General features: G+C 74.5%; 23 protein-coding genes. 14 read left to right on the top strand and 9 right to left on the bottom strand.

Annotation, left to right across the window (positions count from 1 at the left end; all coding sequences use genetic code 11):
* The 9 genes from GA0115242_RS17730 to GA0115242_RS17690 form a co-directional block, all read left to right on the top strand.
* A partial coding sequence (locus GA0115242_RS17730; protein ID WP_202555450.1) for a phosphopantetheine-binding protein occupies window positions 1–545 on the top strand: 545 nt, incomplete at its 5' end.
* Window positions 546–568: 23 nt separating this feature from the next.
* Window positions 569–2,659, top strand: a complete 2,091-nt coding sequence (locus GA0115242_RS17725; RefSeq protein WP_161353187.1) for a SidA/IucD/PvdA family monooxygenase — start codon at window positions 569–571, stop codon at window positions 2,657–2,659.
* 62 nt (window positions 2,660–2,721) lie between these two features.
* Entirely contained in the window at window positions 2,722–3,765 is a 1,044-nt protein-coding gene (locus tag GA0115242_RS17720) for a ketoacyl-ACP synthase III family protein (RefSeq protein ID WP_093829537.1), read from the top strand.
* A complete protein-coding gene (locus GA0115242_RS17715) occupies window positions 3,762–5,651 on the top strand; it encodes an HAD-IIIC family phosphatase (protein WP_093829535.1) in 1,890 nt (629 codons plus the stop codon). Before GA0115242_RS17720 ends, GA0115242_RS17715 begins: the two co-directional genes overlap by 4 nt.
* On the top strand, window positions 5,644–5,901 hold the full coding sequence (locus GA0115242_RS17710) for an acyl carrier protein (RefSeq protein WP_093829533.1): 258 nt from the start codon (window positions 5,644–5,646) through the stop codon (window positions 5,899–5,901). Before GA0115242_RS17715 ends, GA0115242_RS17710 begins: the two co-directional genes overlap by 8 nt.
* Window positions 5,902–5,929: 28 nt before the next feature.
* Entirely contained in the window at window positions 5,930–6,421 is a 492-nt protein-coding gene (locus GA0115242_RS17705) for a VOC family protein (RefSeq protein ID WP_093829531.1), read from the top strand.
* Complete coding sequence (locus GA0115242_RS17700; RefSeq protein WP_093829529.1) at window positions 6,409–7,002, top strand: nitroreductase family protein; 594 nt, start codon at window positions 6,409–6,411, stop codon at window positions 7,000–7,002. The genes GA0115242_RS17705 and GA0115242_RS17700 overlap by 13 nt, the downstream gene beginning before the upstream one ends.
* A gap of 167 nt (window positions 7,003–7,169) precedes the next feature.
* Window positions 7,170–8,129: a helix-turn-helix domain-containing protein gene (locus GA0115242_RS17695; RefSeq protein WP_093829527.1), complete on the top strand. Its 960-nt coding sequence runs from the start codon at window positions 7,170–7,172 to the stop codon at window positions 8,127–8,129.
* Window positions 8,130–8,137: 8 nt separating this feature from the next.
* Window positions 8,138–8,599: a cupin domain-containing protein gene (locus GA0115242_RS17690; protein ID WP_093829525.1), complete on the top strand. Its 462-nt coding sequence runs from the start codon at window positions 8,138–8,140 to the stop codon at window positions 8,597–8,599.
* A gap of 46 nt (window positions 8,600–8,645) precedes the next feature.
* On the opposite strand, the gene GA0115242_RS17685 is transcribed toward GA0115242_RS17690, so the two are convergent.
* On the bottom strand, window positions 8,646–9,614 hold the full coding sequence (locus GA0115242_RS17685) for an NADP-dependent oxidoreductase (protein ID WP_093829523.1): 969 nt from the start codon (window positions 9,612–9,614) through the stop codon (window positions 8,646–8,648).
* A gap of 89 nt (window positions 9,615–9,703) precedes the next feature.
* On the opposite strand from GA0115242_RS17685, the gene GA0115242_RS17680 reads away from it, so the two are divergent.
* Window positions 9,704–10,273, top strand: a complete 570-nt coding sequence (locus GA0115242_RS17680) for a TetR/AcrR family transcriptional regulator (protein ID WP_093829521.1) — start codon at window positions 9,704–9,706, stop codon at window positions 10,271–10,273.
* Here the strand turns inward: GA0115242_RS17680 and GA0115242_RS17675 are convergent.
* On the bottom strand, window positions 10,212–10,502 hold the full coding sequence (locus GA0115242_RS17675) for a DUF5133 domain-containing protein (RefSeq protein WP_093829519.1): 291 nt from the start codon (window positions 10,500–10,502) through the stop codon (window positions 10,212–10,214). The genes GA0115242_RS17680 and GA0115242_RS17675 overlap by 62 nt on opposite strands.
* A 489-nt stretch (window positions 10,503–10,991) precedes the next feature.
* Here GA0115242_RS17675 and GA0115242_RS17670 point away from each other — a divergent pair, with 489 nt between their 5' ends.
* On the top strand, window positions 10,992–12,182 hold the full coding sequence (locus GA0115242_RS17670; protein ID WP_093829517.1) for an FUSC family protein: 1,191 nt from the start codon (window positions 10,992–10,994) through the stop codon (window positions 12,180–12,182).
* 127 nt (window positions 12,183–12,309) lie between these two features.
* Here GA0115242_RS17670 and GA0115242_RS17665 read toward each other — a convergent pair whose 3' ends face one another.
* From GA0115242_RS17665 to GA0115242_RS17645, 5 genes are all read right to left on the bottom strand, one after another.
* On the bottom strand, window positions 12,310–13,332 hold the full coding sequence (locus tag GA0115242_RS17665) for an iron-containing redox enzyme family protein (protein ID WP_093829515.1): 1,023 nt from the start codon (window positions 13,330–13,332) through the stop codon (window positions 12,310–12,312).
* Window positions 13,313–13,588 carry a CDGSH iron-sulfur domain-containing protein gene (locus GA0115242_RS17660; RefSeq protein WP_176729841.1) on the bottom strand — a complete coding sequence of 92 codons (276 nt, stop codon included), beginning with the start codon at window positions 13,586–13,588 and terminating at the stop codon, window positions 13,313–13,315. The genes GA0115242_RS17665 and GA0115242_RS17660 overlap by 20 nt, the downstream gene beginning before the upstream one ends.
* Window positions 13,572–14,240 (bottom strand): HemK2/MTQ2 family protein methyltransferase, encoded by a 669-nt coding sequence (locus tag GA0115242_RS17655; RefSeq protein WP_093829513.1) that lies wholly within the window; start codon window positions 14,238–14,240, stop codon window positions 13,572–13,574. Before GA0115242_RS17655 ends, GA0115242_RS17660 begins: the two co-directional genes overlap by 17 nt.
* A 363-nt stretch (window positions 14,241–14,603) precedes the next feature.
* Window positions 14,604–14,918 carry a hypothetical protein gene (locus tag GA0115242_RS17650; protein WP_176729840.1) on the bottom strand — a complete coding sequence of 105 codons (315 nt, stop codon included), beginning with the start codon at window positions 14,916–14,918 and terminating at the stop codon, window positions 14,604–14,606.
* Window positions 14,919–15,105: 187 nt separating this feature from the next.
* On the bottom strand, window positions 15,106–15,822 hold the full coding sequence (locus GA0115242_RS17645) for an HAD family hydrolase (RefSeq protein ID WP_093829511.1): 717 nt from the start codon (window positions 15,820–15,822) through the stop codon (window positions 15,106–15,108).
* 227 nt (window positions 15,823–16,049) lie between these two features.
* Between GA0115242_RS17645 and GA0115242_RS17640 the strand changes: the two genes are divergently transcribed.
* From GA0115242_RS17640 to GA0115242_RS42315, 3 genes are all read left to right on the top strand, one after another.
* Window positions 16,050–16,403, top strand: a complete 354-nt coding sequence (locus GA0115242_RS17640) for an ANTAR domain-containing protein (RefSeq protein WP_093829509.1) — start codon at window positions 16,050–16,052, stop codon at window positions 16,401–16,403.
* 106 nt (window positions 16,404–16,509) lie between these two features.
* A complete protein-coding gene (locus GA0115242_RS17635; RefSeq protein ID WP_161353185.1) occupies window positions 16,510–16,902 on the top strand; it encodes an STAS domain-containing protein in 393 nt (130 codons plus the stop codon).
* Window positions 16,899–19,091 (top strand): GAF domain-containing SpoIIE family protein phosphatase, encoded by a 2,193-nt coding sequence (locus tag GA0115242_RS42315; RefSeq protein ID WP_093829505.1) that lies wholly within the window; start codon window positions 16,899–16,901, stop codon window positions 19,089–19,091. Before GA0115242_RS17635 ends, GA0115242_RS42315 begins: the two co-directional genes overlap by 4 nt.
* An 81-nt stretch (window positions 19,092–19,172) precedes the next feature.
* On the opposite strand, the gene GA0115242_RS17625 is transcribed toward GA0115242_RS42315, so the two are convergent.
* Both GA0115242_RS17625 and GA0115242_RS17620 read right to left on the bottom strand, forming a co-directional pair.
* On the bottom strand, window positions 19,173–19,691 hold the full coding sequence (locus GA0115242_RS17625) for an RNA polymerase sigma factor (protein WP_093829503.1): 519 nt from the start codon (window positions 19,689–19,691) through the stop codon (window positions 19,173–19,175).
* A 91-nt stretch (window positions 19,692–19,782) separates the two neighbouring features.
* Window positions 19,783–21,159: a phthiocerol/phthiodiolone dimycocerosyl transferase family protein gene (locus tag GA0115242_RS17620; RefSeq protein ID WP_093829561.1), complete on the bottom strand. Its 1,377-nt coding sequence runs from the start codon at window positions 21,157–21,159 to the stop codon at window positions 19,783–19,785.
* Window positions 21,160–21,189: the final 30 nt, after the last annotated feature.

Here is a 21,189-nt window from a genome sequence, read left to right as displayed (position 1 = left end):
AGCTGGGGGAGATCGAACGCGTCCTGGACGGCTCCGGCCTGGTCGGCGACGCGGTGGTGACCGTCGACGAGACCGGCCCCGCCGGCCCCACCCTGGTCGCCCACCTCGTCCCCGCCCCCGAATCCGCCCGCGACCAGGCCGAGTTCGTCCCCGCCGTCGAACAGCACCTGCGCTCCAGGCTCCCCGGCTACATGGTCCCGTCCGCCCTCGTCGTCCTCGACGCCCTGCCCCGCACCCCCAACGGCAAGGTCGACCGGGCCGCCCTGCCCCGCCCCGACGGACCCGCCCGGCACGACAGGACCCCGCCGCGCACCCCGGCCGAGGAGACCCTCGCCGCGCTCTGGCAGGACGTCCTCCACCTGGACTCCGTCGGCGTGCACGACAACTTCTTCGCCCTCGGCGGCCACTCCCTGCTCGCCACCCGGCTCGTCGCCCGCATCCGGGACGAGACGGGTGTCGAGATCCCGCCCCAGAGGTTCTTCGAGGACCCCACCGTTGCGGCCCTCGCGGCGTTCACCGAGACCCGGACCACAGGAGTGCTGTGACCATGCCAAAGAAGGGTGGAGCTGTGACCCCCCGTGCCCAAGGGCTACCGTCCGGCGAGGCCGGTCCCGCACCTCGCCGGGGAACCGACCCGGCCGACCCCCTCGACCTCATCGGCATCGGCTTCGGGCCCTCCAACCTGGCCCTCGCCATCGCCGCCGAGGAACTCGACCCCGCGGCCGACCGCCTCTTCCTCGAACGCAACGCCGGCGTCCACTGGCACCCGGGCATGCTCCTCGAAGGCGCCCGGATGCAGATCTCCTACCTCAAGGACCTGGTCTCCCTGCGGAACCTGGCCAGCCCCTACACCTTCCTCTCCTACCTGAAGGCCAAGGGCAGGCTGGAGAAGTTCATCAACATCGGGGTGACCCGGCCGACCCGCCTGGAGTACCAGGACTACCTGACCTGGGTCGCCGGCCACTTCGCCGACGTCGTCCGCTACCGGTCCGAGGTCGTCTCCGTCACTCCCGTGAGCGGACCGGGATCGACGGCCCTCGACCTGCTGCACGTCCGGGTGCGCGACACCGCCACCGGCACGCCGTACTCCCTCTACGCCCGCAACGTCGTCCACGCGGGCGGCGGCACCCCGCGCCGCGGCACCCCCGACCGGATCTGCGACACCCCGTCGGTCATCCACTCGTCCCGGTTCCTGCCCGCCTTCCCCCGCCGGTTCCCCGACCACGACGCCGCGCTCGACCTCGGCGTGGTGGGCGACGGCCAGAGCGCCGCCGAGATCGCCGCCCACATGCTCACCCACTACCCGGACGCGACGGTCCACCTCTTCGTCCCCGGGTACGCCTTGCGCGCCACCGACAACAACCCCTTCGTCAACGAGCAGTTCTACCGGCACAACGCCGACGCCTTCTACGCCGACGAACCCCACCGCCGCGCCCTGCTCAGGACCGAGCTGCGCAACACCAACTACGGTGCCGTGGAAGCCGGTTACCTCGACACGCTGTACGACATCACCTACGCCGACGAGGTCCGCGGCGCACCCCGCCTGCTGGTCCACCGCGGCTGCGACGTCACCCGCATCACCGAGGACGGCCCCCGGCTCGACGTGCTCGTGCGCGACCGGACCGGCGGCCCCGACCGGACGGTCCGCTGCGACGGCGTGGTCCTCGCCACCGGGTACACCCGCGCACTCGACCCCGCCGTCTTCGCCGGGCTCGACCCGCTGCTGCGGCGCGACGAATCCGGCGCGCTGCTCGTCTCCGCCGACTGCCGGGTCGACGCCGAAGCGCCCCTCACCGCCGGGTTCTACGTCCAGGGGTACGCGGAGGGCGCGTACGGCATCGGCGACACCCTGCTCTCGCTGCTGCCCTTCAGGTCCCAGCGGATCATCGACGACCTCCGCGCCCGGCGCCCCGAGGACCTGCCGTCCGGCGGCCCCTACCCGCCGGACCACTACGTCGAGAAGGACCTGGAACGGGTCAGGGCCGTGATGGAGCGGTTCAACTTCGCCACCGTCATCTCCGCCGACCGGGACGCCCGGGTCCTGGTCACCCACGTCCCGCTGGTGGTGGAACGCGACCGCGGCGGCGAGCACGGCACCCTGATCGGCCACCTCGACCGCTCCAACCCCCAGGTCGAGCTGTTGCGCGACCGCCCGGTGACCGTCGTCTTCCACGGCCCCAACTCCTACCTCTCGCCCGACGTGCTGACGACGGACAAGCTGCCCACCTGGAACTCCATGTCCGTCCACGTCCGCGGACACGCCCGCCTCTTCTCCGGCCGGGACGAGCTGATGCGGGTCTTCAACGGCCTGTGCGAGCAGGCGGAACCCGGGCCCGGCTCCTACCGGCTGCGGCCCGACGACGAACGCATCGACCAACTCCTGGGCCACGTCGTCGGGTTCGAGGTCGACATCCAGGAGGTGACCGGCCGCTTCAAGCTGTCGCAGGACCTCGACGAGGACAACAGGGCGCTGGCCGCCGCCGACATGCAACGCGACCTCGGCGAGGAGCGGCGCACCTTCGTCGCGGACGTCTTCGACCTGGCGCCCCGGCCGGACGGCCCCGAGGCCGGGCCCCGCGCCTGCGGCTGCCCGCTGGGCGGCCCGCCCGCCGGCACCGGCGCGGCCCTCGCCGAGGAGGCCGGACAGACCGTGCGCTGACCGCCCGCGACCAGGGCGGCGACAACGACATCGGCGACCAACCCGGAGGGAGACCGCCTCGTATGCGGTGGAACGGAATCTATGTCAATGCCTGCGCGGCCGTGCTCGGCCGCGGCGAGCGGACCGAGGACGCCGTGGCGGAGGGCCGCTACGACGCCGACGAGGCCGCCGCGGACGGCTTCCTGTCCATCAGCGTCGCCGACGACGGTCCCGCCGTCGAACTCGCCGTGCGGGCGGGCGGCCTGGTGATGGACCGCGCCACGGCCGCCCCCGACGACATCCGCCTCGTCGTCCACTCCAGCTGCAACCACCAGGGCCTCGACCACTTCGCCCCGGCCTCCTACGTCCAGGGCCGCACCGTCGGCGGCAGCGCCGCCGCCGTCGAGGTCAAGCAGTACTCCAACGGCGGACTCGCCGCCGTCGAGATCGCCGCCGCCTACCTCGCCAACCTGCCGGAACCCGCCGCCGCGCTGCTCACCACCAGCGACGTCTTCGCCCTGCCGGGATTCGACCGCTACCGCTCCGACAAGGGCGTCGTCTTCGGCGACGGCGGCACCGGCCTGGTGCTCTCCCGCGCCGGCGGCGTGGCCCGCCTGCTCTCCACGGCCGTGATCAGCGACGGCACCTACGGAGCCGTCTACCTCGGCAACAGCCCCTTCGCGCAGGAGAGTTCCGCCGACGAACCGGTCGACCTGCGCGCCCGGCGCGACGACTACCTCGCCGAGAACGGCGAACTCCTGCTGGAGATCGTCCAGTCGCTCACCGAACGGCAGCGCGAGAGCGTCACCGCCGCCCTCGCCGACGCCGGTCTCGACGCGGCCGACATCGACCGCTGGGTCCTGACCAACGTCGGCCGCACCCTGGACGACGTCCCGTTCCGCGAGACCTTCGGGATCACCGACGAGAAGACCACCTGGGAGTGGGGCCGCCGGGTCGGCCACATCGGCGCCGCCGACCAGATCGCCGGCCTCACCCACCTCATGGAGACCGGTGAGGCGGAGCCCGGCGACCGGATCGCCCTGTGCGGCATCGGCATGGGCTTCACCTACGCCTGCGCCGTCGTCGAGATCACCGAGCGGCCGCACTGGTCGCCCGGCCCCTCATGACCGGCACCGGCGCCGACGCCCTCCTCGCCCGCGTCGACGCCCTGCTCGCCGACCCGGCCGCCACCGACCCCGGGCTCGGCGACGAACTCGCCCGCTGCGACGACCCGTTGCTGCTCTGCGAGGCCGGACTGCTGCTGGCCGACGTCACCGCGGACCGCGTCCGCCGCGGCACCCCGCGCCGGACCACGCCCCTGCGGATCGCCGTCGCCGCCACCTTCACCGCCGACGGCGTGGAGCCGCTGCTGCGGACCGGGCTGCTCGCCGCGGGCCTCGACCCCGAGATCCACCTGTGCCCCTACGACCGCCTGGGCGACCAACTCACCGACCCCGCCTCGGAACTGACCGCCTTCCGGCCCGACATCACGCTCTGCCTCCAGGACTCCACCGCGCTCCTGCCCACCGACTGGGACCCCACGGACCTGGACGGGGTCCGCGCCATCCTGCTGGAACGGGCCGCGGCCACCGTCGACGCGGCCGCCGCCTTCGCCGCGCGCACCGGCTCCGCCGTCCTGCTGCACACCGTCCCGCTGCCCCGCCCCGACCGGGACACCGTGATCGGCCACCGCTCCCGGGCCGCCCTCGGCCGGATCTGGCGCGAGACCAACACCCTGCTGCTGCGGGCGGGCGAGGAGCACGACGGCCTGTACACCGCCGACCTGGAGGCCGTCCTCGCCGACACCCCGGGCCCGGTCCGCGACGAACGGCGCTACCGGTACGGCCGGATGGCGTGGACCCCGCACACCGAACTCGCCTACGCCCGCGAGGCGTCCGCGTTCGCCCGCGCCGTCACCGGCCTCGGCCGCAAGGTGCTGGTGCTCGACCTCGACAACACCCTGTGGGGCGGCGTCGTCGGCGACGACGGCCCGACCGGCATCGAACTCGGCACCCTGTACCCGGGCGACTGCTACACCGACCTCCAGCGCCGCGCCCTCGCCCTGCGCCGCCAGGGCGTGCTGCTCGCCGTGTGCAGCAAGAACGACGCCGGTCCGGTCGACGAGGTCCTCTCCGGCCACCCGGACATGGTGCTGCGGCCCGACGACTTCGTCGCCGTCCTCGCCGACTGGCAGCCCAAGGACACCAGGATCGCCGCCCTCGCCGAGGAACTCGCCCTGGGCCTGGACGCGTTCGCGTTCGCCGACGACAGCGCCTTCGAGTGCGGCCTGGTCGGCGGCGCGCTGCCCCAGGTCGACGTCGTCCACCTGGACGGCGACCCCGCGGGCCACTCCTCGAAGGTCCTCGACCCGGCCAGATGGGCCCAGTTGGGCACGACCGCCACCGACACCGAACGCACCGCGCTCTACCGCAGACGGCGCGACCGGCACCGCTTCGGCGCCGCGCACAGCTCCGCCGAGGAGTACCTCACCGGCCTCGGCATCCGCGTCCACATACGTCCCGTCGACCCGTTCACCCTGCCCCGGCTCGTCCAACTCGCCTCCCGCACGAACCAGTTCAACATGACCGGCACGGCGCACGGGGAGGCCGTCACCCGCCGGATGGCCGACTCGCCCGACCACGCGGTGCTCACCGTGGAGGTCACCGACCGCTTCGGCGCCGAGGGCGTCGTCGGCGGGGTCTGGGCCGACCGCGGACCCGAGAGCTGGCGGGTGCGGAACATGGTCCTGAGCTGCCGGGTGCTCTCCCGCGGCGTCGAACGCGCCGTCCTCCAGCACGTCACCGACCTGGCCAGGGCCGCCGGGGCCACCTTCGTCGAGGCGGACTTCACCCCCACCGGACGCAACGGCCCCGCCGCCCGCCTCTACCCCGAGGCCGGTCTCGCCCGCGCGCACGGGGACGACGCCCCCTACCGGGCCCGCCTCGACGCGCTCGGCCCCCTCACCCCCGACTGGATCGCGCTCACGCCCAAGGAGGCACTCGACCATGTCTGACGCGATGACCACCCTGCCCGGCCTCGTCGCCCGCGTCACCCGGCACCCGGCCGACGAGATCACCGCCGACTCCCCGTTCACCGGGCTCGGCCGCTGGGGCAGCCTGGTCGCCGTCCGCCTGCTCGCCACCGTCGAACAGGCCTACGGCGTCCGGCTCGACCTGCGCCACTACCTGACGATCCGGACGGTCGGCGAACTCGCCGCCGAGATCGACCGCCGTCTCGAGACCCGGGCCACCCCCGCCGGATGACCGGCGCGAGCCGACCAGGAGCCCCGCCATGATCCTCGGCATCGACCACGTCGGACTCGCCACCGCCGACCCCCGCGCGGCCGGTGCCCAGCTCGCCGCGCTCGGCCTGACCAGGACCGACCGGGGCGTCGCCGACGGCTACCTGGTCGCCTGCGAGTTCTGGGGCCTGCCGGGCGACCCCGGGGGCACCGAGATCGAGCTGGTCTCCCCGGCCGGTCCCGGCTCCGCCGTCGACGGACGCCTCGCCGAGCAGGGCCCCGGCCTCTACCACCTCGCCCTGACCGTCGACGACCTCGCCCAGGAGACCCGCGTCCTGCGCGACCGCGGGCTCCTCGCGCTCGACGCCGCCCCCTGCCGGGGGGCGCGGCCCGGCATGACCGTGGCCTTCATGTACCTGCCGGAACCGGCGGAACTCCTGCTCGAACTCGTCCACTACGCACCGACCGCGGCCCGGCGACCGCCGGGCCCGCGACGGACCCGGACCCGGCCAGAGAAAGGCAGCACCCCATGGACGTCATGACCGCCGTGCTCACCCGCCGCAGCGAGCACACCCTGCGCGCTCCCGCCCCCGACGACGAGGAGTTCGCCTACCTCCTGCGCGGCGCGAGCCTCGCCCCCGACCACGGCAGGCTCAGGCCCTGGCGCTGGATCCTGCTGCGCAGCGGCGAACGCGCCGAACTCGGCCTGCGCATAGCCGAGGAGAGCGGAGCCGACGCCGCGGCGACCGAGGCGCTCAGGGACAAGTACCAACGGGCGCCGCTCTCCGCCGCGCTGGTCTTCGCCCCCCGCGGGCAGCGCATCCCGGAGTGGGAGCAACTGGCCGCCGCGAGCTGCGTGGCGCACGCCCTGATGCTGCTCCTGCACGCCAGGGAATACGGCAGCATCTGGCGCACGGGCCAGCTCGCCACCAGCCCGGGGGTGGGGCGGTTCCTGGGCCTGCGCGGCTCCGAACGCCTGCTCGGCGTCCTGGACATCGGCACCCCCGAGGCCGGAACGGCGCAGCGCAGGCGGGTACCGGACGACGTCTCGGCCACCATCACCCGCTTCGACGACCTGGCACGTCACCGACCGGACACGGCACCGCAGGCGGAGGACGGGTGAGACCCGGCCGGTCACAACAGGGCTGCCGCGGAACGGTGTTGAGGTGTACCCCGCCCGGGGCCCGTGCCCAAGTACGCACCTGGAGTGTCCTGTTCGTGCCCGCCCGTGCCCGTGCCCGTTCCTATTCCCGTGCCGGAGTGAAGAGGTGCCGCCGTTACCCTTGACCGGTGATCGGCAATCTTGAGTCGTTCCAGGACGAGCTTGCCGCCAGCGGGTTCCCGCCGCTGGCCAACAAGCTGGCCGGACCCGGCTTCCGGGCCGGGATCGCCACCCATGACCTCGGGCCGCTGCGGCTGGTCTCCCTCGACACACCCGAGAGCGCCTGCGTCGGACGGGAACGCGACGCCACCGACGGCGACAACCTGGCGATCAAGGTGATGACGCGGGGCCGCACCCGGATCGAGCAGGGGCGCGGCGTCGCCGACCTCGGGCCGGGCGACCTGGTGCTGCTCGACCCCACACGGACGCTCCGGTTCGAGAGCACCGCGTCCACGCACGTCACCGTCCTGGTGCCGCGCCGAGAGCTGCGCATCAGGCCCGCGCAGCTCGACCGTCTCGTCGGCGCCCGGATCGACGGCAGCCACGGGCCGGGCGCGCTCGTCTCCGTGCTGGCCCGGGAGTCGGCGCGGTCGGCGTCCGCGTTCCGCGAGGCGGAGGCGCTGCGGTCGGCGGCGGCGGTCGTCGAACTGATCGCGGTCGCGCTGGAGTCCCGGCTCGGCGACGAACAGGCCGCCCCTGACGCGTGGTTGCGGAGCCGGATCGTCGGTTACATCGAGACCCGGCTGGCCAACCCCGGTCTCTCCCCGCCCGGCATCGCCGCCGCCCACAACATGTCCGTCCGGCGGCTGCACAAGCTGTTCGAGGACCAGCCGCTCACCGTCGCGGCCCTGATCCGCCGTCGCCGCCTGGAGCGCTGCCGGGCCGAACTGACCGGGACCGGACGCACGGTCACCGCCGTCGCGGCCCGGTGGGGATTCTCCGACCCCACCCACTTCAGCAAGCTGTTCAAGGCGACGTACGGCTACAACGCCCGTGCGCTGACGACCAGCAACCGTGCACGGACTGCCAGGACCCGCGCGGCCGGCCGGAACGAGGATGGGGGTGACCAAGGCAGCAGAGCGCACTAGGAGAAGTCGTGGCGAAGGTCAACATCGTCCGCCCCGGTGAGGGCGAGATCCTCGGCAGCGGGGCGCAGCGGATCCGCATCCTGGAGAACGGCGACCACACCGAGCACCGGCTGGGGTTCGCCGAGGTGACGATCCCGCCGGGCACCCCGAGCCCGTTGCAGCACCGGCACGCCCAGCACGACGAGGGCTTCTACGTGCTGGCGGGGACGTTCCGGTTCACCGTCGGCGAGGACCACTACGACGCCGGGCCGGGCACCTGGGTCATCGTGCCGACCGGGGCGCCGCACACGTTCGCCAACATCGGCGACGAGAACGCGGTCATGCTGAACACGTTCACACCGGACCTGTACGTGCAGTACTTCCGCGACTTCAAGGCCATGATCGATTCCGGCCGCCCGGTCAACGCCGAGACGATGCGCCCGCTCTGGAAGACCTACGCGACCGAGATCTCGGACGAGTACGCGTCGTGAGCGTCCGCGTGCCGCCCCCGCCCCTCCCCGTCTCCGCCCGGTGTCGTCACGACCCCGGGTGGAGGTCGATGACGACCTTGCCGCGGACGTGCCGGGCCGCCTGGAGTTCGACGGCCGCGCGGATCTCCTCGACGGGGTAGACCGCCGCGACGGGCACCCGCAGCCGGTCCGTCGCGACCAGGCGCGCGATCTCCGTGAGGGCGTCGGGCGCGGCGTTGGCCCCGGTCGCGGCGGGGACGCCGTCGACCTGGCCCGCGATGGTGCAGACGCGGTCGTCCGGAACTCCCAGCTCGCGCGCGATGTGCACCGTGTCCGTGCCGTACAGGTCCAGGGCGGCGGTGACGGTCCCCGCGCCGAGGCCGCGGACCCGGTCGGCCAGGCCCGCGCCGTACGCGACCGGCTCGGCGCCGAGACCGCGCAGGTGCTCCGCCGACGACGGCGATCCTGTCCCGATGACGCGCGCGCCCGCGATCCGCGCGAGCTGGACCGCGAACACCCCGACCCCGCCGCCCGCGCCGCCGATCAGCACCGTGTCGTCCGGGCCCAGGCGCAGGACGTCGAGCGCGGCGGCCGCGGTGCTGCCCGCGATCGCGAGGGTGGCGGCGGTGCGGTCGTCGACGCCGTCCGGGGTGGGGTGGGCGACGCCGGTGGTGATGTCGCCGTTCGCGTCCAGGACGACGTGGTCGGCGACCGCCCGGGACAGGGCCGCGCCGAACACGCGGTCGCCGACGGCGTAGCCGCTCACGCCGTCGCCGACCTGGTCCACGACCCCGGCGTAGTCGGTGCCGAACCCGCAGGGCAGGCCGAGACCGAACCGCGCGGCGGTCTCGGCGTCGGAGGTCATGAACCAGTCCATGGGGTTCAGCCCGGCCGCCGAGACGCGGACGCGGATCTGGCCGTCGCCCGCCCGGGGCTCGGGCACCTCCTTGAGGGCCAGCACCTCCGGGCCGCCGAACGCGTCGAGGAGGACGGCCCTGCTCGTGCCGTCCCGGAGGGTGTCGTCGTGCTGCTGCATCGTCTCGCTCGCTTCCTCGTGGTGGTGGAGCGCCCGTAAGCGGACTATGCTCCGGTTATGCCGTCCAGCGTAACCGGAGCGTGTTCCGTTTGACCAGTCCGAAGCCTCGCGCCGACGCCGCCCGCAACCGCGAGCAGCTCCTGGAGGTCGCCACCCGCGTGCTCGCGGAGCCCGGCGCCGAGACGTCCCTGCGCGCCATCGCCCGCGAGGCCGGTGTGGGCATCGGGACGCTCTACCGGCACTTCCCGACGCGGGACTCCCTCGTGGAGGCCGTCTACCGCGACCAGGTCGACCGCCTCACGAACGGCGCCCGCGACCTGCTCGCCGACGAGACCCCGGCCGTCGCGATGCGGCGCTGGATGGACCTCTTCGGCCACTGGATCGCGACGAAGAACGGCATGCTCGACACCCTGCCGACGCTGATCGAGTCGGGCGCGGTCGGCCACGCGCACACGAGGGACGCGCTGCTCGACGCGATCTCCGCGATCCTCGACGCGGGCCGCACGGCCGGAGACCTCCGGCCCGATGTCACCCCCGAGGAGATCGCGGCCGCTCTGATCGGCCTCTTCACCGTCGCGCACCAGTCCGGCCACGCGGTCACGGCCGACCGGCTCCTGGACATCCTGCTGGACGGCCTCCGCCCGCCGCGGGGGACGTGAGCGCCGGCGACGGCCCCTCGGAGTGTCTGCCGCGTGCCGCGGCCAGCAGGACGTCCGCTCGGGCCAGCGCCTCCTCGACGGAGCGCGTTCCGGTGGTGACGCAGAGGGTGTAGCCCGCGTCGTCGAGGGCCCGGCGGCTCGCCGTCGTGTCCCCTTCGAGTCTGCGGGCGCACGCCTCCGCGTGGCGGGCGAGCAGTGCGCGCAGGACGTGCGGCAGGGGCGTGACCATGTGCGGCCTCCAGTCTCCGGGTCCGTCCACGGCCTTGCCTCCGACCCCCGGCACGGGCTGCCGCGGGTGACGGGTGCTCCGTCTCCTGGACGATGAAGTCGATTGCTCACACCGTCGGGCACCGGGGAGGCGCCCGCCACGTGAGTGCGCGACGTCGGAGCGGCTGGGTACCCCGGGGCCCGACCGGCAACCGCGCGCCCCCGGCGGGCGGGCAGACGTGCGCGGGGCCCGCGGCCCGTGCTCTCCCCGCGAGGCCGTCCCGCCGGTCCGGAGCAGGGCCGAACGGGTGACCCGCGCGGCCGGGGCGCCGTCCGCGGTCGGCGGCGGGTCGGGCCGGGAACCCGTCCGGCCCGGTGTGTGGCCGGGCCGCGCCGGGGATACCTGGTCACCACCCGGTGCGTCCCGAGGCGGCCGGGTGCCCGTCGCACGGACGGGCCGCGCTCCTGGTGGCGCGGGGACGGACGGGCGTCGTGGGAGGCGGGTCGGCGGGTGGCGAGGGGCGAGACCGGAGCGGGCACGCCGGGGCGCTGGGCGCGGGCACGCGCGTGGTGGCTGCGGGCCCTGCGCCACGAGGGCACCGAGCGGCTGACCCTGCTCTGGACCGGCAAGGCCGCGCTGGCCGCGACCCTCGCCTGGACGGTCGCCCATGTGCTCCTTGACGCCCGGTCACCGGCGTTCGCCCCGTTCTCGGCGGTGACGACGATGTACGTGACCGTCTACCGGTCCCTCGTGCAGTCCCTGCGCTACCTGGTGGCCGTCACGCTGGGGGTGGCCGTGCAGGCCGCGCTCGGCTTCCTCGCCGGACCCGACGTGCTCACCTTCGCGATCGTCGCGGTGGTCGCGCTGGTGATCGGCCGGACCGGCCTGCTCGGCGACCAGGGCCCGCAGGTCGCCACCGCGGCGTTCTTCGCCTTCTCCACCTACGTCGCCGCGGCCGATCACGCCGACCGGGTCGCGCAGTTGGGGCAGATCGTGCTGCTGGTGCTCATCGGCTGCGCGATCGGCACCGCCGTCAACCTGGCCGTCGCACCGCCCCTGCGCTACCGCAGCGCCGAGCACGGCGTACGCGTCCTGGCGCGCACCCTGTACGAGCTGACCTCCGACATGTACCCGGCCCTGCGGGACGGGGTGCTCGAAGCCGAGGACACCGGCCGCTGGCGGGAGCGTTCGTCCTGGAGCGGCGGGTTCGTGGCGCAGGCCAGGGCCGACCTGGACATCGCGCGCGAGAGCGTGCCGTTCAACCCCCGGCGCCTCCTGCGGCGCAACCGGGGGCACGGGGGTTTTCAGGGGTACGCGTCGGTGCTGGACGCCCTGGAGCGGACCCTCCACCAGTTCGCCTCCCTGGCACGGAGTCTCGACCAGTGGCGGGAGGCCGAGAACGACTACTCCTACCGACGTTTCCTCGACCGGTACGCCGCCTTCCTCGAAGCGGTGTCGGAGAGCGCCCGCGAACTCGCCGTCCTGGACGAGTCCACCCTGCCCGCGCACACGGACCGCCTGGCCGGACTCGCCGCCACCGCCAGGCTGCGGCTGGCCGAGGTCGCCGAGGAGGCGGCCCTGCGCAGGCTGCCCCTGGCCGATCCCACCCGCCCCTACGGGGTGCTGGTCGTGGAGGCCAACCGGCTGATGGAGGAGGTGCAGTACACCGGCGACGTCCTGCGCGGCCTGCTTCCCCGCTGAGCCCGCCGCCGACGCGGACAGCACCGGACAGGGAAGGGACACGGCGGACCCCGGACCATCAGGCGGACCGGGTCCGGACCGTCAGGCGGACGTGATCCGGACCGTCAGGCGGACGTGATCCGGACCGTCAGGCGGACGGGGTGCGCAGGGCGCTGCGGTGGTGGTGCCACCGGCTCAGCAGGGTCGCGCCGAGGCGGTCCTCCAGGAGGACCATCGCCTCGATGCCGAAGACGACGTCCTCCTCCAGCCGCGGCTCCTGGTCGAGCAGCCCGCCGATGACCTCGCGCCGCACCACCTGTTCGTGGACGGCGTCCGCCTCGACGTGCTCCTCGTAGAAGCGCACGGCCGCCGCCCCCGCGCCGGTGCGCCGCAGGGCCTTCGCCAGGCGCCGGGACCCGGGGGAGGAGGTGACCTCGACGGCCGCGAAGTGGCCGACCGACGCCCCGCGCAGCGCGCGCCGCAGTCCGCACAGCGACATCAGGTTGACGACGGCCAGCATCTCGCCGGGGGCGGCGTCGACGTAGCGGCCGTACTCCGTCTCCAGACCGAGGTCGGCCATGAGGTCCGCGAAGAGCCGCGCGTGCACCTGTTCCGCGCGGCCGGCGCCGAACTCGTCGTACAGGACGGCGACCATGCCCGCCTTGGCGCGGCCGTGCAGCCGGGGCAGCACCCAGCAGTGCGGGTCGGCCTCCTTGAGGTGGTAGAGCGAGCGCAGCGCCGCGTATTCGCGCAGGTGCCAGGGCTCGCCCTGCTTCTGCAGGAAATGGGTGACGCTCGTCGGGTCGTGGCCGGTGGGCTCGACCAGCAGGCCCATGAGCGCGGCCCGCACGTCCGGGACGCCGGGGACCCCGGCCCGCAGGGCGGCCAGGAAGCGCTCCTCCAGCGTGTGGCGCAGGGCGAGCAGCGCCGGGTCCCACTCCAGTTGCTCGGGCAGCGCCTCGAACCCCTGGTAGTGCAGCTCGTACAGGACGTAGAGGGCGAGGTGGAGGTCGTCGCCGAGGCCGTCGGCGTCCGCCGCCGCGCCGACCGGGTCCGGCGCCCGGCCGGAGCGCAGCGCGGTCAGCAGCCGTGCGGAGATCTCGCCGCGCGGGGCGGGCAGCGCGGGCGCGGTCCGGCGCGGCTCGGCGTACTCAGGTGCCGTGATCGGCATCGGGGGTTCCCTTCCGTTGCGGCGGGCCGGTCCCGGTCCCCTGACCGGTGCGGGGCACCAGACGGTGGCTGGTGTCGCACCACGGGTAGGCGCGGCTGCGGCGGCAGACGCACAGGGCGACCGTGAAGCGGTCCGAGCGGGCGGTGCGGCCGTCCGGCAGGACGACCTCCACCGGTCCCTGGACGAGGACCGGTCCGTCCTCGTCGATCCAGACGCGCCGGGCGTCGCCGTCGCGTTCCTCAGACTCGTACGGCACGGATCACCACCAGTTCCTCACCGGGCTGCTCGTCGGTGACCAGCCCGTTCTCGCGCAGCCAGGGGAGCCGGGAGCGCAGGACGGGCCCGTAGGGCGCGACGGCCCGTCGGTGCACCGCGGCGCGCAGTCCCGAGCCCTCCAGCTTGCGCAGCGTCGCGTCCGTCCCGCACAGCGCGGAGTGCACGAGCAGGAGCACACCGCCGGGCCGCAGTGCGTCGGCGGCGCCGTCGCACACCGTGTCCAGCACGGCCCGCCCGTCGGGGCCCGCGTCCCAGGCGCGCGCCGGGCCCCGGGCGGGGACCCGGGCGCGGGGGGAGGGGACGTAGGGCGGGTTGCTGACCACCAGGTCCCAGGTCAGGTCGGCCAGCGACGCCATGTCGCCGTGCAGGACGCGCACGCGCAGCCGCGACCTGCGGGCGTTGAGCCGGGCGGTCAGCACGGCCCGGTGCGAGACGTCCAGCGCGGTGACCCGGGCGCCGCGCCGGGCGGCCGAGAGGGCGAGCGCTCCGGTGCCCGTGCCGACGTCGAGGAGTTCCGCGCCCCCGACGAGGTGTTCCTGGCGCAGGGCGCCGAGCAGCAGCCGGGTGTCGAGCTGGGGCGCGTAGACGCCGGGTGGTCTGAGCAGACGTCGTGCGAGGCGGGAAGTCGTCATCGGCGTCCTCCTGGGGCGTCCTCGGCCGGGACGGCCGACCGGGCGGTCCGGGGTCTTCTCCGGATCCCCCGGGTGACCTTTATCGGACGATCGACACCTTTTCGGCGCGTTCATGTCGGGCGGGTCCTCGTCCGCGGGCGGCGGCAGGACGTCCGGGACCCGGCGCGGGACGTCGGCCCGGCCCGTCCGCGGCCGGCCGCCACGCTCCTCGGCGCCACGCTCCTCCGCGCCGCGCTCCGCGGCCCGCCGGCCCCCGCGGCGGCTGCTTGTCGGCCCGCGCGGCATCGGCATCGGGTCCAGGGCCCCGCCACAGGCCCCGGAGAGGTGAACGCGTCCCCGGATTCCGCCGGTGCCGGTGTCCTCTCAGGAGCTCGTCCGCGGCCCCGGCCGGGTCTGGTTCGACCGTGCCGCGGCCCGGTCGTTCAGGGCGCTGCCCCAGTCGCGCAGGCGGCGCGCGAGGGGGTGGGCGGGCTTTCCGGCCTCGTGGCCCTGGCGCACGGTGCCGTCGCCGCCGGGTTCGGGCAGGGCCCGCGCCGCCAGCGCCGAGAGGCGGGTCGTGAGACCCGGCGCCACCCCGTGCCCGAGCTGCGCCGCCCTGGCCGCGGGGGTGAGGACGAGACGGGCCCTGCGCCGGAGGACGGCGTCCACGATGCGGCGGGCCGCCCGTTCGCCGTCCATCGACAGCAGCGGCGCCCCGGCCAGCGCGCTGAACCAGCCGGACTCGGCCCCCGTGTCGCCGCCGAACTCGGCCTGCCGGTCCCGGTCATGGCGTGCTCCTGTCGTCGTGGGTCCGCCGGCTGCCGTCGCGCGGTCCGGAGCCGCGGCCGTGCGGCACCGGGCTCCGGTCGACGGCGTCCAACTGTCGTCACTCCCGGTCGTCGAAGGGGCTGCCCTTCAGCTCGGCCAGCAGGTGCGCGGGGTCGTCGTACACGGCGTCGGCGCCCGCGCTCTCCAGGTCCTGCCGCGGGATGCCGCCGCAGAGCAGCGCCACGCACCGCACGCCCGCCCGCGAGCCCGCCCGCATGTCCCAGACCGTGTCGCCGACGAACACCGACCGCTCCGGAGCCGCGCCGACCAGGTCGAGCGCCAGGGCCACCGGGTCGGGGGCGGGCTTTCCCCGCTCGACGTCGTCCCCGCCGGCCGTCGCCCCGATGACGTCGTCCGCGTCGATCGCGGCGCGCAGCGCGGACAGTTCGGCCCCTCCGGCGGAGGTGGCGAGGACGATCCGCCAGCCCTGGTCGGCCAGGGTCCGGAGCAGGGAGCCCACCCCGCGGAAGGCGGCGAGGCGTGCGACGTACTGGCCGTAGAGGACCGCGTGGGCGGCGCTGATCGACTCCGCCTCCCGCGCGGCCTGTTCCTCGCCCAGCAGTCGCGCCACGAGATCGTCAGAGCCGAGGCCGACCGCCCGGTGGACCTCGTGCGTCGTCACGTGGTGACCGGCCTGGCGGAACGCCTCCCACCAGGTCACCGCGTGCAGATGGTTCGTGTCGACGAGGGTGCCGTCCACGTCGAAGACCGCGGCCCGGGGTGCCCCCGTGACCTGCGGCGACCGTCCGGCGCCCGTGCCGTTGCTGGTGTCCACCGCGACCTCCTTCTCGCTCGTGGGGCGCTGGGTACCCACGTGGCGCGGCCCGGAACGCGGCCCCCGGCGCACCACCGCCCGGCCCGGTCGACCCCCGCCCGGTCGGTGACCGCCGGGGGCCGGTCATTCGCGGCACGATCCGGCGCCGATGTCGTGATCAACGACTGTGATAGTTGCAACTGTTGTCATGAGACAACTTTCCTGTCGGGTCAGGGCAGGATGTGCGTATGACAGCAGAGGATCCCGACGATCTGACGGAGGGCTGCGGCCGGACCCCGTCCGTCCAGGAGGGCGCCGCGGCGGAGGCGGCCCGGATGGCGGAGGAGATCAGGCAGCTTCGGGAGGCGGTGGCCTCGCACGCGGCGGTCGACCAGGCCATCGGCGTGCTCGTCGCGCTCGCGCACATCGATCCCACCCGGGGTTTCGGCATGCTCCGCGAGGTGTCCCAGCGCTCCAACACCAAGCTGCGCAACGTCGCGGAGCAGATCGTGGAGTGGCCCTCGACGGGACACCTGACCGATCCCGTCCGCCGCGCCCTGCTCGGCGCCCTGGCCGCCGCCGGACGGACCTGGACCCCGTGAACGCGCCGGGGGAGGGGGAGGTGGGCGCGCCGCCCGTACGGCTTTCTACGATGGTCACCTCGCGGGACGCGCGGGGGTACAGGAGGCGCGGCGGCAGGTGTTCACGGTGGATGTCAGGACCCTGGGGCGCGCGGCGGTGCTCGGGCTCAGGGGCGAGCTGGACTACGAGAGCGTGACGCAGCTGCACGAGGCCGTGAACGCGGTGCTCGGGGACCGGCCGGAGTTGGTGATCGTGGACGGCACCGCGCTCACGTTCTGCGACTCCTCCGGGATCGGCGGACTGATCCGCCTCTACCAGGGGGTCTCCGAGGCCGGGGGCGCGCTACGGCTCGCGGCCCTGCCCGGCTCCGTGGCCCGCGTGGTCACCCTGACCGGACTCGACCAGGTGATGACGATGCATCCGGACGTGGCGGATGCCCTTGCCGCAGGGCGGGCCGGATCGGGCCCGCCGACCGCTGACACACACAGGCCCGCCGAGGGCGGAGGACGGATCGAATGAGCAGCGTTCCAGGACAGCCGGGTGTGACGGCTGTGCCGACGACGGACCCGGTCCTGCCCGCGGAGGCGGATCTGCGGGCACTCTTCGGGGAGTCGGTCGCCCTCTTCGCGTCCATGGCGGGCCCGGCCCATCTGCTGGAGGCGGCGAACCCCGCGTTCTTCGCGGCCGTCGGCCGGGCCGGCGAACCCCGGACCGGGGTGCCGATCGGTCAACTCCTGCCGGAACTCGCCGAGCAGGGGTTCCTCACCCTGCTGGACAGGGTCTACCGCACCGGCACCCCCTACGCGGGCCGCGACGCCCGGGTCGTGCTGGGCACCGGGGCCGACGCCCGGGAGGCGTTCTTCGACTTCACCTACGAGCCGCGGCGCGACGAGGGCGGCAACGTCAACGGCGTCCGCATGGTCGGGGTGGAGACCACCCGGACCATCTACGCGCAGCGGCTGACCGCCGAACACCGCGCGCTGCTGGAGCAGATCGCCCGCCAGGCGCCGCTGCACGAGACGCTGGAGGGCATGGCGCAGGCCATCGAGGAACTCTCGCCCGGCGTCCTGGTCTCCGTGCTGCTCGCCGACGAGGACGGCCGCAGGCTGCGGCACGGCGCCGCCCCCAGCCTGCCCGCCTTCTACAACGAGGCCATCGACGGCATCGCCGCCGGGGAGGGCGTCGGCTCGTGCGGGACCGCCGCCCACCGGCGCAGCCCGGTGATCGTCTCCGACATCGCCACCGACCCGTTCTGGGACGACTTCCGAGAGCTGGCCGGGCGCGCGGACCTCGCCGCCTGCTGGTCCACCCCCATCCTGGGCCGCGATGGCACGCTGCTCGGCACCTTCGCGATGTACCACACCACCCCGCGCGAGCCGGGCGAGGCGGACCTCGCGCTCGCCGACGTCTTCGCCGGTACCGCGGGCTTGGCCATCGAACGCCACCGGGCCGAGCGGGCCAGGCTGGCCGCCGAGGCCCGCGAGAAGGCCGCCCGCGACGACCTCGCGTTCCTGCTCCGGGCCAGCACCGCGCTGGGCGCCGACCTCGACCCCACGCAGACCCTCAGAGCCCTGGCGGACCTGTGCGTGCCCGCGCTGGCGCCGCTGTGCGCCGTCGACGTGGTCGAGCAGGGCCGGGTGCGGCGCGTCGCCACGGCCGCGCCCACCGCCGCCGAGCGCGCTCTCCTCGCGTCCCACATCCCGGTGTACGACGCCGACGACGACGCCGTGGCCCGCGTGCTGGGCACCGGCCTGAGCGAGGTCGCGCGCCGCACGCCCACCGGGCCCGGCCCGTGGCACGACCTGAAGGTCACCGGCTACGTCTGCGTGCCGCTGGTCGAGCGCGGGCAGACCCTCGCCACCCTGACCCTGCTCAGCACGGGCGACCACGTCCTCGACGGCCACGACGTCGCGCTCGCGGAGGAACTCGCCCGCCGGGCCGCCTCCGCCACCCGCAACGCCCGCCAGTACACGCAGCGCGTCGCCCTCGCCCGCGACCTCCAGGCCGGGCTGCTGCTGCCCGACCTCCCCGACCTGCCGGGCGCCGAGATCGCCACCTACTACCACCCGGCGGGCGAGGGGCTGGAGATCGGCGGCGACTTCTACGACGTCTGGCCGCTGGACGACGGCAGTTGGGCGTTCATGCTCGGTGACGTCAGCGGCCGCGGGGCGCTCGCCGCGACGACCACCGCGCTGGTGCGGCACACCGCCCGCGCGGTCGCCCCGCTGCTGCCAGGACCCGAGGACGTCGTCCACGCCGTCAACCGGGCCCTGATCCGGCGCCCCGGCGAGCACGGCACCGGGTTCGTCACCCTCGTCCACGGGCACGTCCGCCCCGCCGGGCCGGGGCTCGACATCGACCTCGTGCGGGCCGGTCACACCCTCCCGGTGCACATCGACGCGGACGGCGCCCGTGCGATCGTCAGCGAGGGACCGCTGCTGGGCATCATGCCCCACCCCGAACTCGCCACTTATCGCCTCCACTTGGCCCCCGGCGAGAGCCTCGCCCTGTACACCGACGGCATCACCGAGGCCCGCGACCCGGCGGGCGAGCAGTTCGGCGACGACCGCCTCACCCGGGCCCTCACGGGCGCCGGGGGCCAGGCCCACGCGGTCCTGGAGTCCCTCACCCGCGCGGTCCAGGACTTCACCGGCCCCGGCAGCATGGACGACGACCAGGCGATCCTCATCCTGACGGCGACCGGGTAGCGGGGACGCGGCACCGGCCCCTCGCTCACGGGCGGCCGGGGGCCCGCGCACGGAGCAGCCGGGGCGTCCCGCGCCGCCTCGTCACGCCGCCGAGGGCTGCCACGCCTCCTGGAAGCGGCGCCGGGCCCGGTGCAGGCGGGAGCGGACCGTGCCGACCGGGAGCGACAGGGTCTCGGCCATCTCCTCCTCGTTCAGGCCGTACACGCGCAGGGTGAGGATCTGGCGGTGCGGGGCGGACAGGCGGCCCAGGACGTCGGTGATGTGGACGGCGTCCAGGGGGTTCGTCGTCCGGCCGACCTCCACCTGCGTGCACGCCGTCTCCGCGCCGCGCCGCTTCGAGGTGCGTACCGCCTCGCGCACCGTCACCGAGCGCACCCAGCCGTAGAACGCCTCCGGTTCGCGCAGCGATCCCAGGCCGCGGTAGATGGCCAGGAGCGCTTCCTGCGCGGCGTCGGCCCCGTCGTCGTGGGTGATGGACCGGCAGATGCGGGCGACGTACGGGGCGATGTCGGCGAGCAGGCTGTTCATGGCGCGCTCGTCACCCGCCTGGGCACGCCTGAGGAGCGCCGGCAGAGTGGGGCTGTCGATGGCGGTGTTCATTTCGCGGAAGCTCCTCAGGGAAGCCGGGGGCAGGTGTGGCGAGGTGCAGCGGGATGCGGCCCGGTGCGGTTTCAGATCGGCCTGGTGCGGGTCAGCTCGCTCCGGCCCCGCTCGTCGGCACGGCCGCGGTCTCCGGTTCCGCGTCCGCCGTGAAGGCGAGCAGGTTGTCCCTGACGTCGTCGCGGAACGCCCCCATGAACGAGGCGCTGAAGCAGGACGTGAAGTGGGGGAACTCGACCGCCAGGCGGCCCTCGAACGAGACCACGCACGCCATCACGGGGCTGCGGCCCGCCTGCGGGAAGTAGTTCTCGCGGGCCGGGACGAGGCGGACATCGGTCGCGCGCAGGTCGTCGGGGAGGCGGGGGCCGGGGACCACGCCCATGTTCGTGACGATCACCGTGCTCAGCTGGAGCGTCGGGTGACGGGGGATCTCCGGCATGATCCGGAGCTCCTGCACGTGGTCACCGTTGTCGATCGCGTCCTTGAGGCGGGTGTGCAGAGTGCGCGCCAGCGTCAGCGGGTCCGTGTCCGCGTCCGTGTCCGGGGAGATCTCCACCGTCTGCAGGTGGGTGGCCACCGCGGCCACCATGACGGAGGCCGGCAGCGGCGGAGTCAGCCGGGACCGCAGGTCCACGGGGGAGAGGCAGCCCAACACGCGGGGTGCGTCGTCGCCGCCGGGCACGCGGAGGCCGGCCGCGCGCACGACCGCCGCGCTCACCAGCCCGTGCACGGAGACGCCCGCCCGGCGGGCCGTCCGGCGGAGCAGGGCCGTCTCCTCCAGGCTCAGCACCAGTCGGCGGGCCTCGATGTGGCCTTCGGCAGCGGGCTGTTCGGCCGTCGGCCGCGGTACGTCGTACGGGACGAGGCTCACCTGACGGGCCGCCGCCCGCTCGACGCGCTGTTCGAGGTACTTGGCCGTGTCCGCCTCGTCGGCGTGCGGCAGCAACTCGCTCACGGGGCGGGGCCACGCCGTGTCCTCGCCCTCCCGCGTGGAGTCCGCCGCCCGGTCTCCCCCCGACACCAGGTTCCGGTAGCTGTCCCAGATGCTGTTGTGCAGCGTGATGCTGCTGTGTCCGTCCGTGATCGTGTGGTCCACCACCAGGACGAACAGGTGGTCGTCCCCTTCCGGTCCGCTGACCAGCACCGCGCGGGTCAGCGGGCCGCCGACCGGCAGCGGGGCGTTCAGCTCCGCCGCGTAGGCGTCCGTGAGGTCCCCGGTGCGCGTGAGCAGGCGGGGCCGCTCCTCCTCGGTGAGCAGCCGCAGCACGTACCCCGACGGACCGCCGGGCGCGATCCGTGAGCGCAGCGTCGGGTGCGCGGCCGTGATGGCGTCGAACGCGGCCGACAGGGCCTGCGTGTCGATGTTCCCGCGCAGGGCGCAGGAGAGCACCGCTCTGCTCCGCTGGCCCACGTACAGCGCCTCGGCGGGACACAGCGCACGCTCCGGGCCGCCCGACCCGTCAGTCATCATCTCGTCCATCGTTTTCCGCGTCCGTGC

The organism is Streptomyces sp. SolWspMP-5a-2 (assembly GCF_900091845.1).
In the GTDB taxonomy this organism is placed as follows: domain Bacteria; phylum Actinomycetota; class Actinomycetes; order Streptomycetales; family Streptomycetaceae; genus Streptomyces; species Streptomyces doudnae.
Note: the sequence above shows the minus strand (reverse complement) of the source record. Positions and strands in the feature narration are given on the sequence as shown.

What these genes read in the sequence shown, in the direction of transcription:
- GA0115242_RS17700 (WP_093829529.1), top strand. Translation starts at nt 6,409, where the DNA reads ATGGACGTCATGACCGCCGTGCTCACCCGCCGCAGCGAGCACACCCTG.
- GA0115242_RS17705 (WP_093829531.1), top strand. Translation starts at nt 5,930, where the DNA reads ATGATCCTCGGCATCGACCACGTCGGACTCGCCACCGCCGACCCCCGC.
- GA0115242_RS17715 (WP_093829535.1), top strand. Translation starts at nt 3,762, where the DNA reads ATGACCGGCACCGGCGCCGACGCCCTCCTCGCCCGCGTCGACGCCCTG.
- GA0115242_RS17710 (WP_093829533.1), top strand. Translation starts at nt 5,644, where the DNA reads ATGTCTGACGCGATGACCACCCTGCCCGGCCTCGTCGCCCGCGTCACC.
- GA0115242_RS17685 (WP_093829523.1), bottom strand. Translation starts at nt 9,614, where the DNA reads ATGCAGCAGCACGACGACACCCTCCGGGACGGCACGAGCAGGGCCGTC.
- GA0115242_RS17640 (WP_093829509.1), top strand. Translation starts at nt 16,050, where the DNA reads ATGACAGCAGAGGATCCCGACGATCTGACGGAGGGCTGCGGCCGGACC.
- GA0115242_RS17620 (WP_093829561.1), bottom strand. Translation starts at nt 21,159, where the DNA reads ATGACTGACGGGTCGGGCGGCCCGGAGCGTGCGCTGTGTCCCGCCGAG.
- GA0115242_RS17625 (WP_093829503.1), bottom strand. Translation starts at nt 19,691, where the DNA reads ATGAACACCGCCATCGACAGCCCCACTCTGCCGGCGCTCCTCAGGCGT.
- GA0115242_RS42315 (WP_093829505.1), top strand. Translation starts at nt 16,899, where the DNA reads ATGAGCAGCGTTCCAGGACAGCCGGGTGTGACGGCTGTGCCGACGACG.
- GA0115242_RS17655 (WP_093829513.1), bottom strand. Translation starts at nt 14,240, where the DNA reads ATGACGACTTCCCGCCTCGCACGACGTCTGCTCAGACCACCCGGCGTC.
- GA0115242_RS17665 (WP_093829515.1), bottom strand. Translation starts at nt 13,332, where the DNA reads ATGCCGATCACGGCACCTGAGTACGCCGAGCCGCGCCGGACCGCGCCC.
- GA0115242_RS17720 (WP_093829537.1), top strand. Translation starts at nt 2,722, where the DNA reads ATGCGGTGGAACGGAATCTATGTCAATGCCTGCGCGGCCGTGCTCGGC.
- GA0115242_RS17650 (WP_176729840.1), bottom strand. Translation starts at nt 14,918, where the DNA reads ATGGACGGCGAACGGGCGGCCCGCCGCATCGTGGACGCCGTCCTCCGG.
- GA0115242_RS17675 (WP_093829519.1), bottom strand. Translation starts at nt 10,502, where the DNA reads ATGGTCACGCCCCTGCCGCACGTCCTGCGCGCACTGCTCGCCCGCCAC.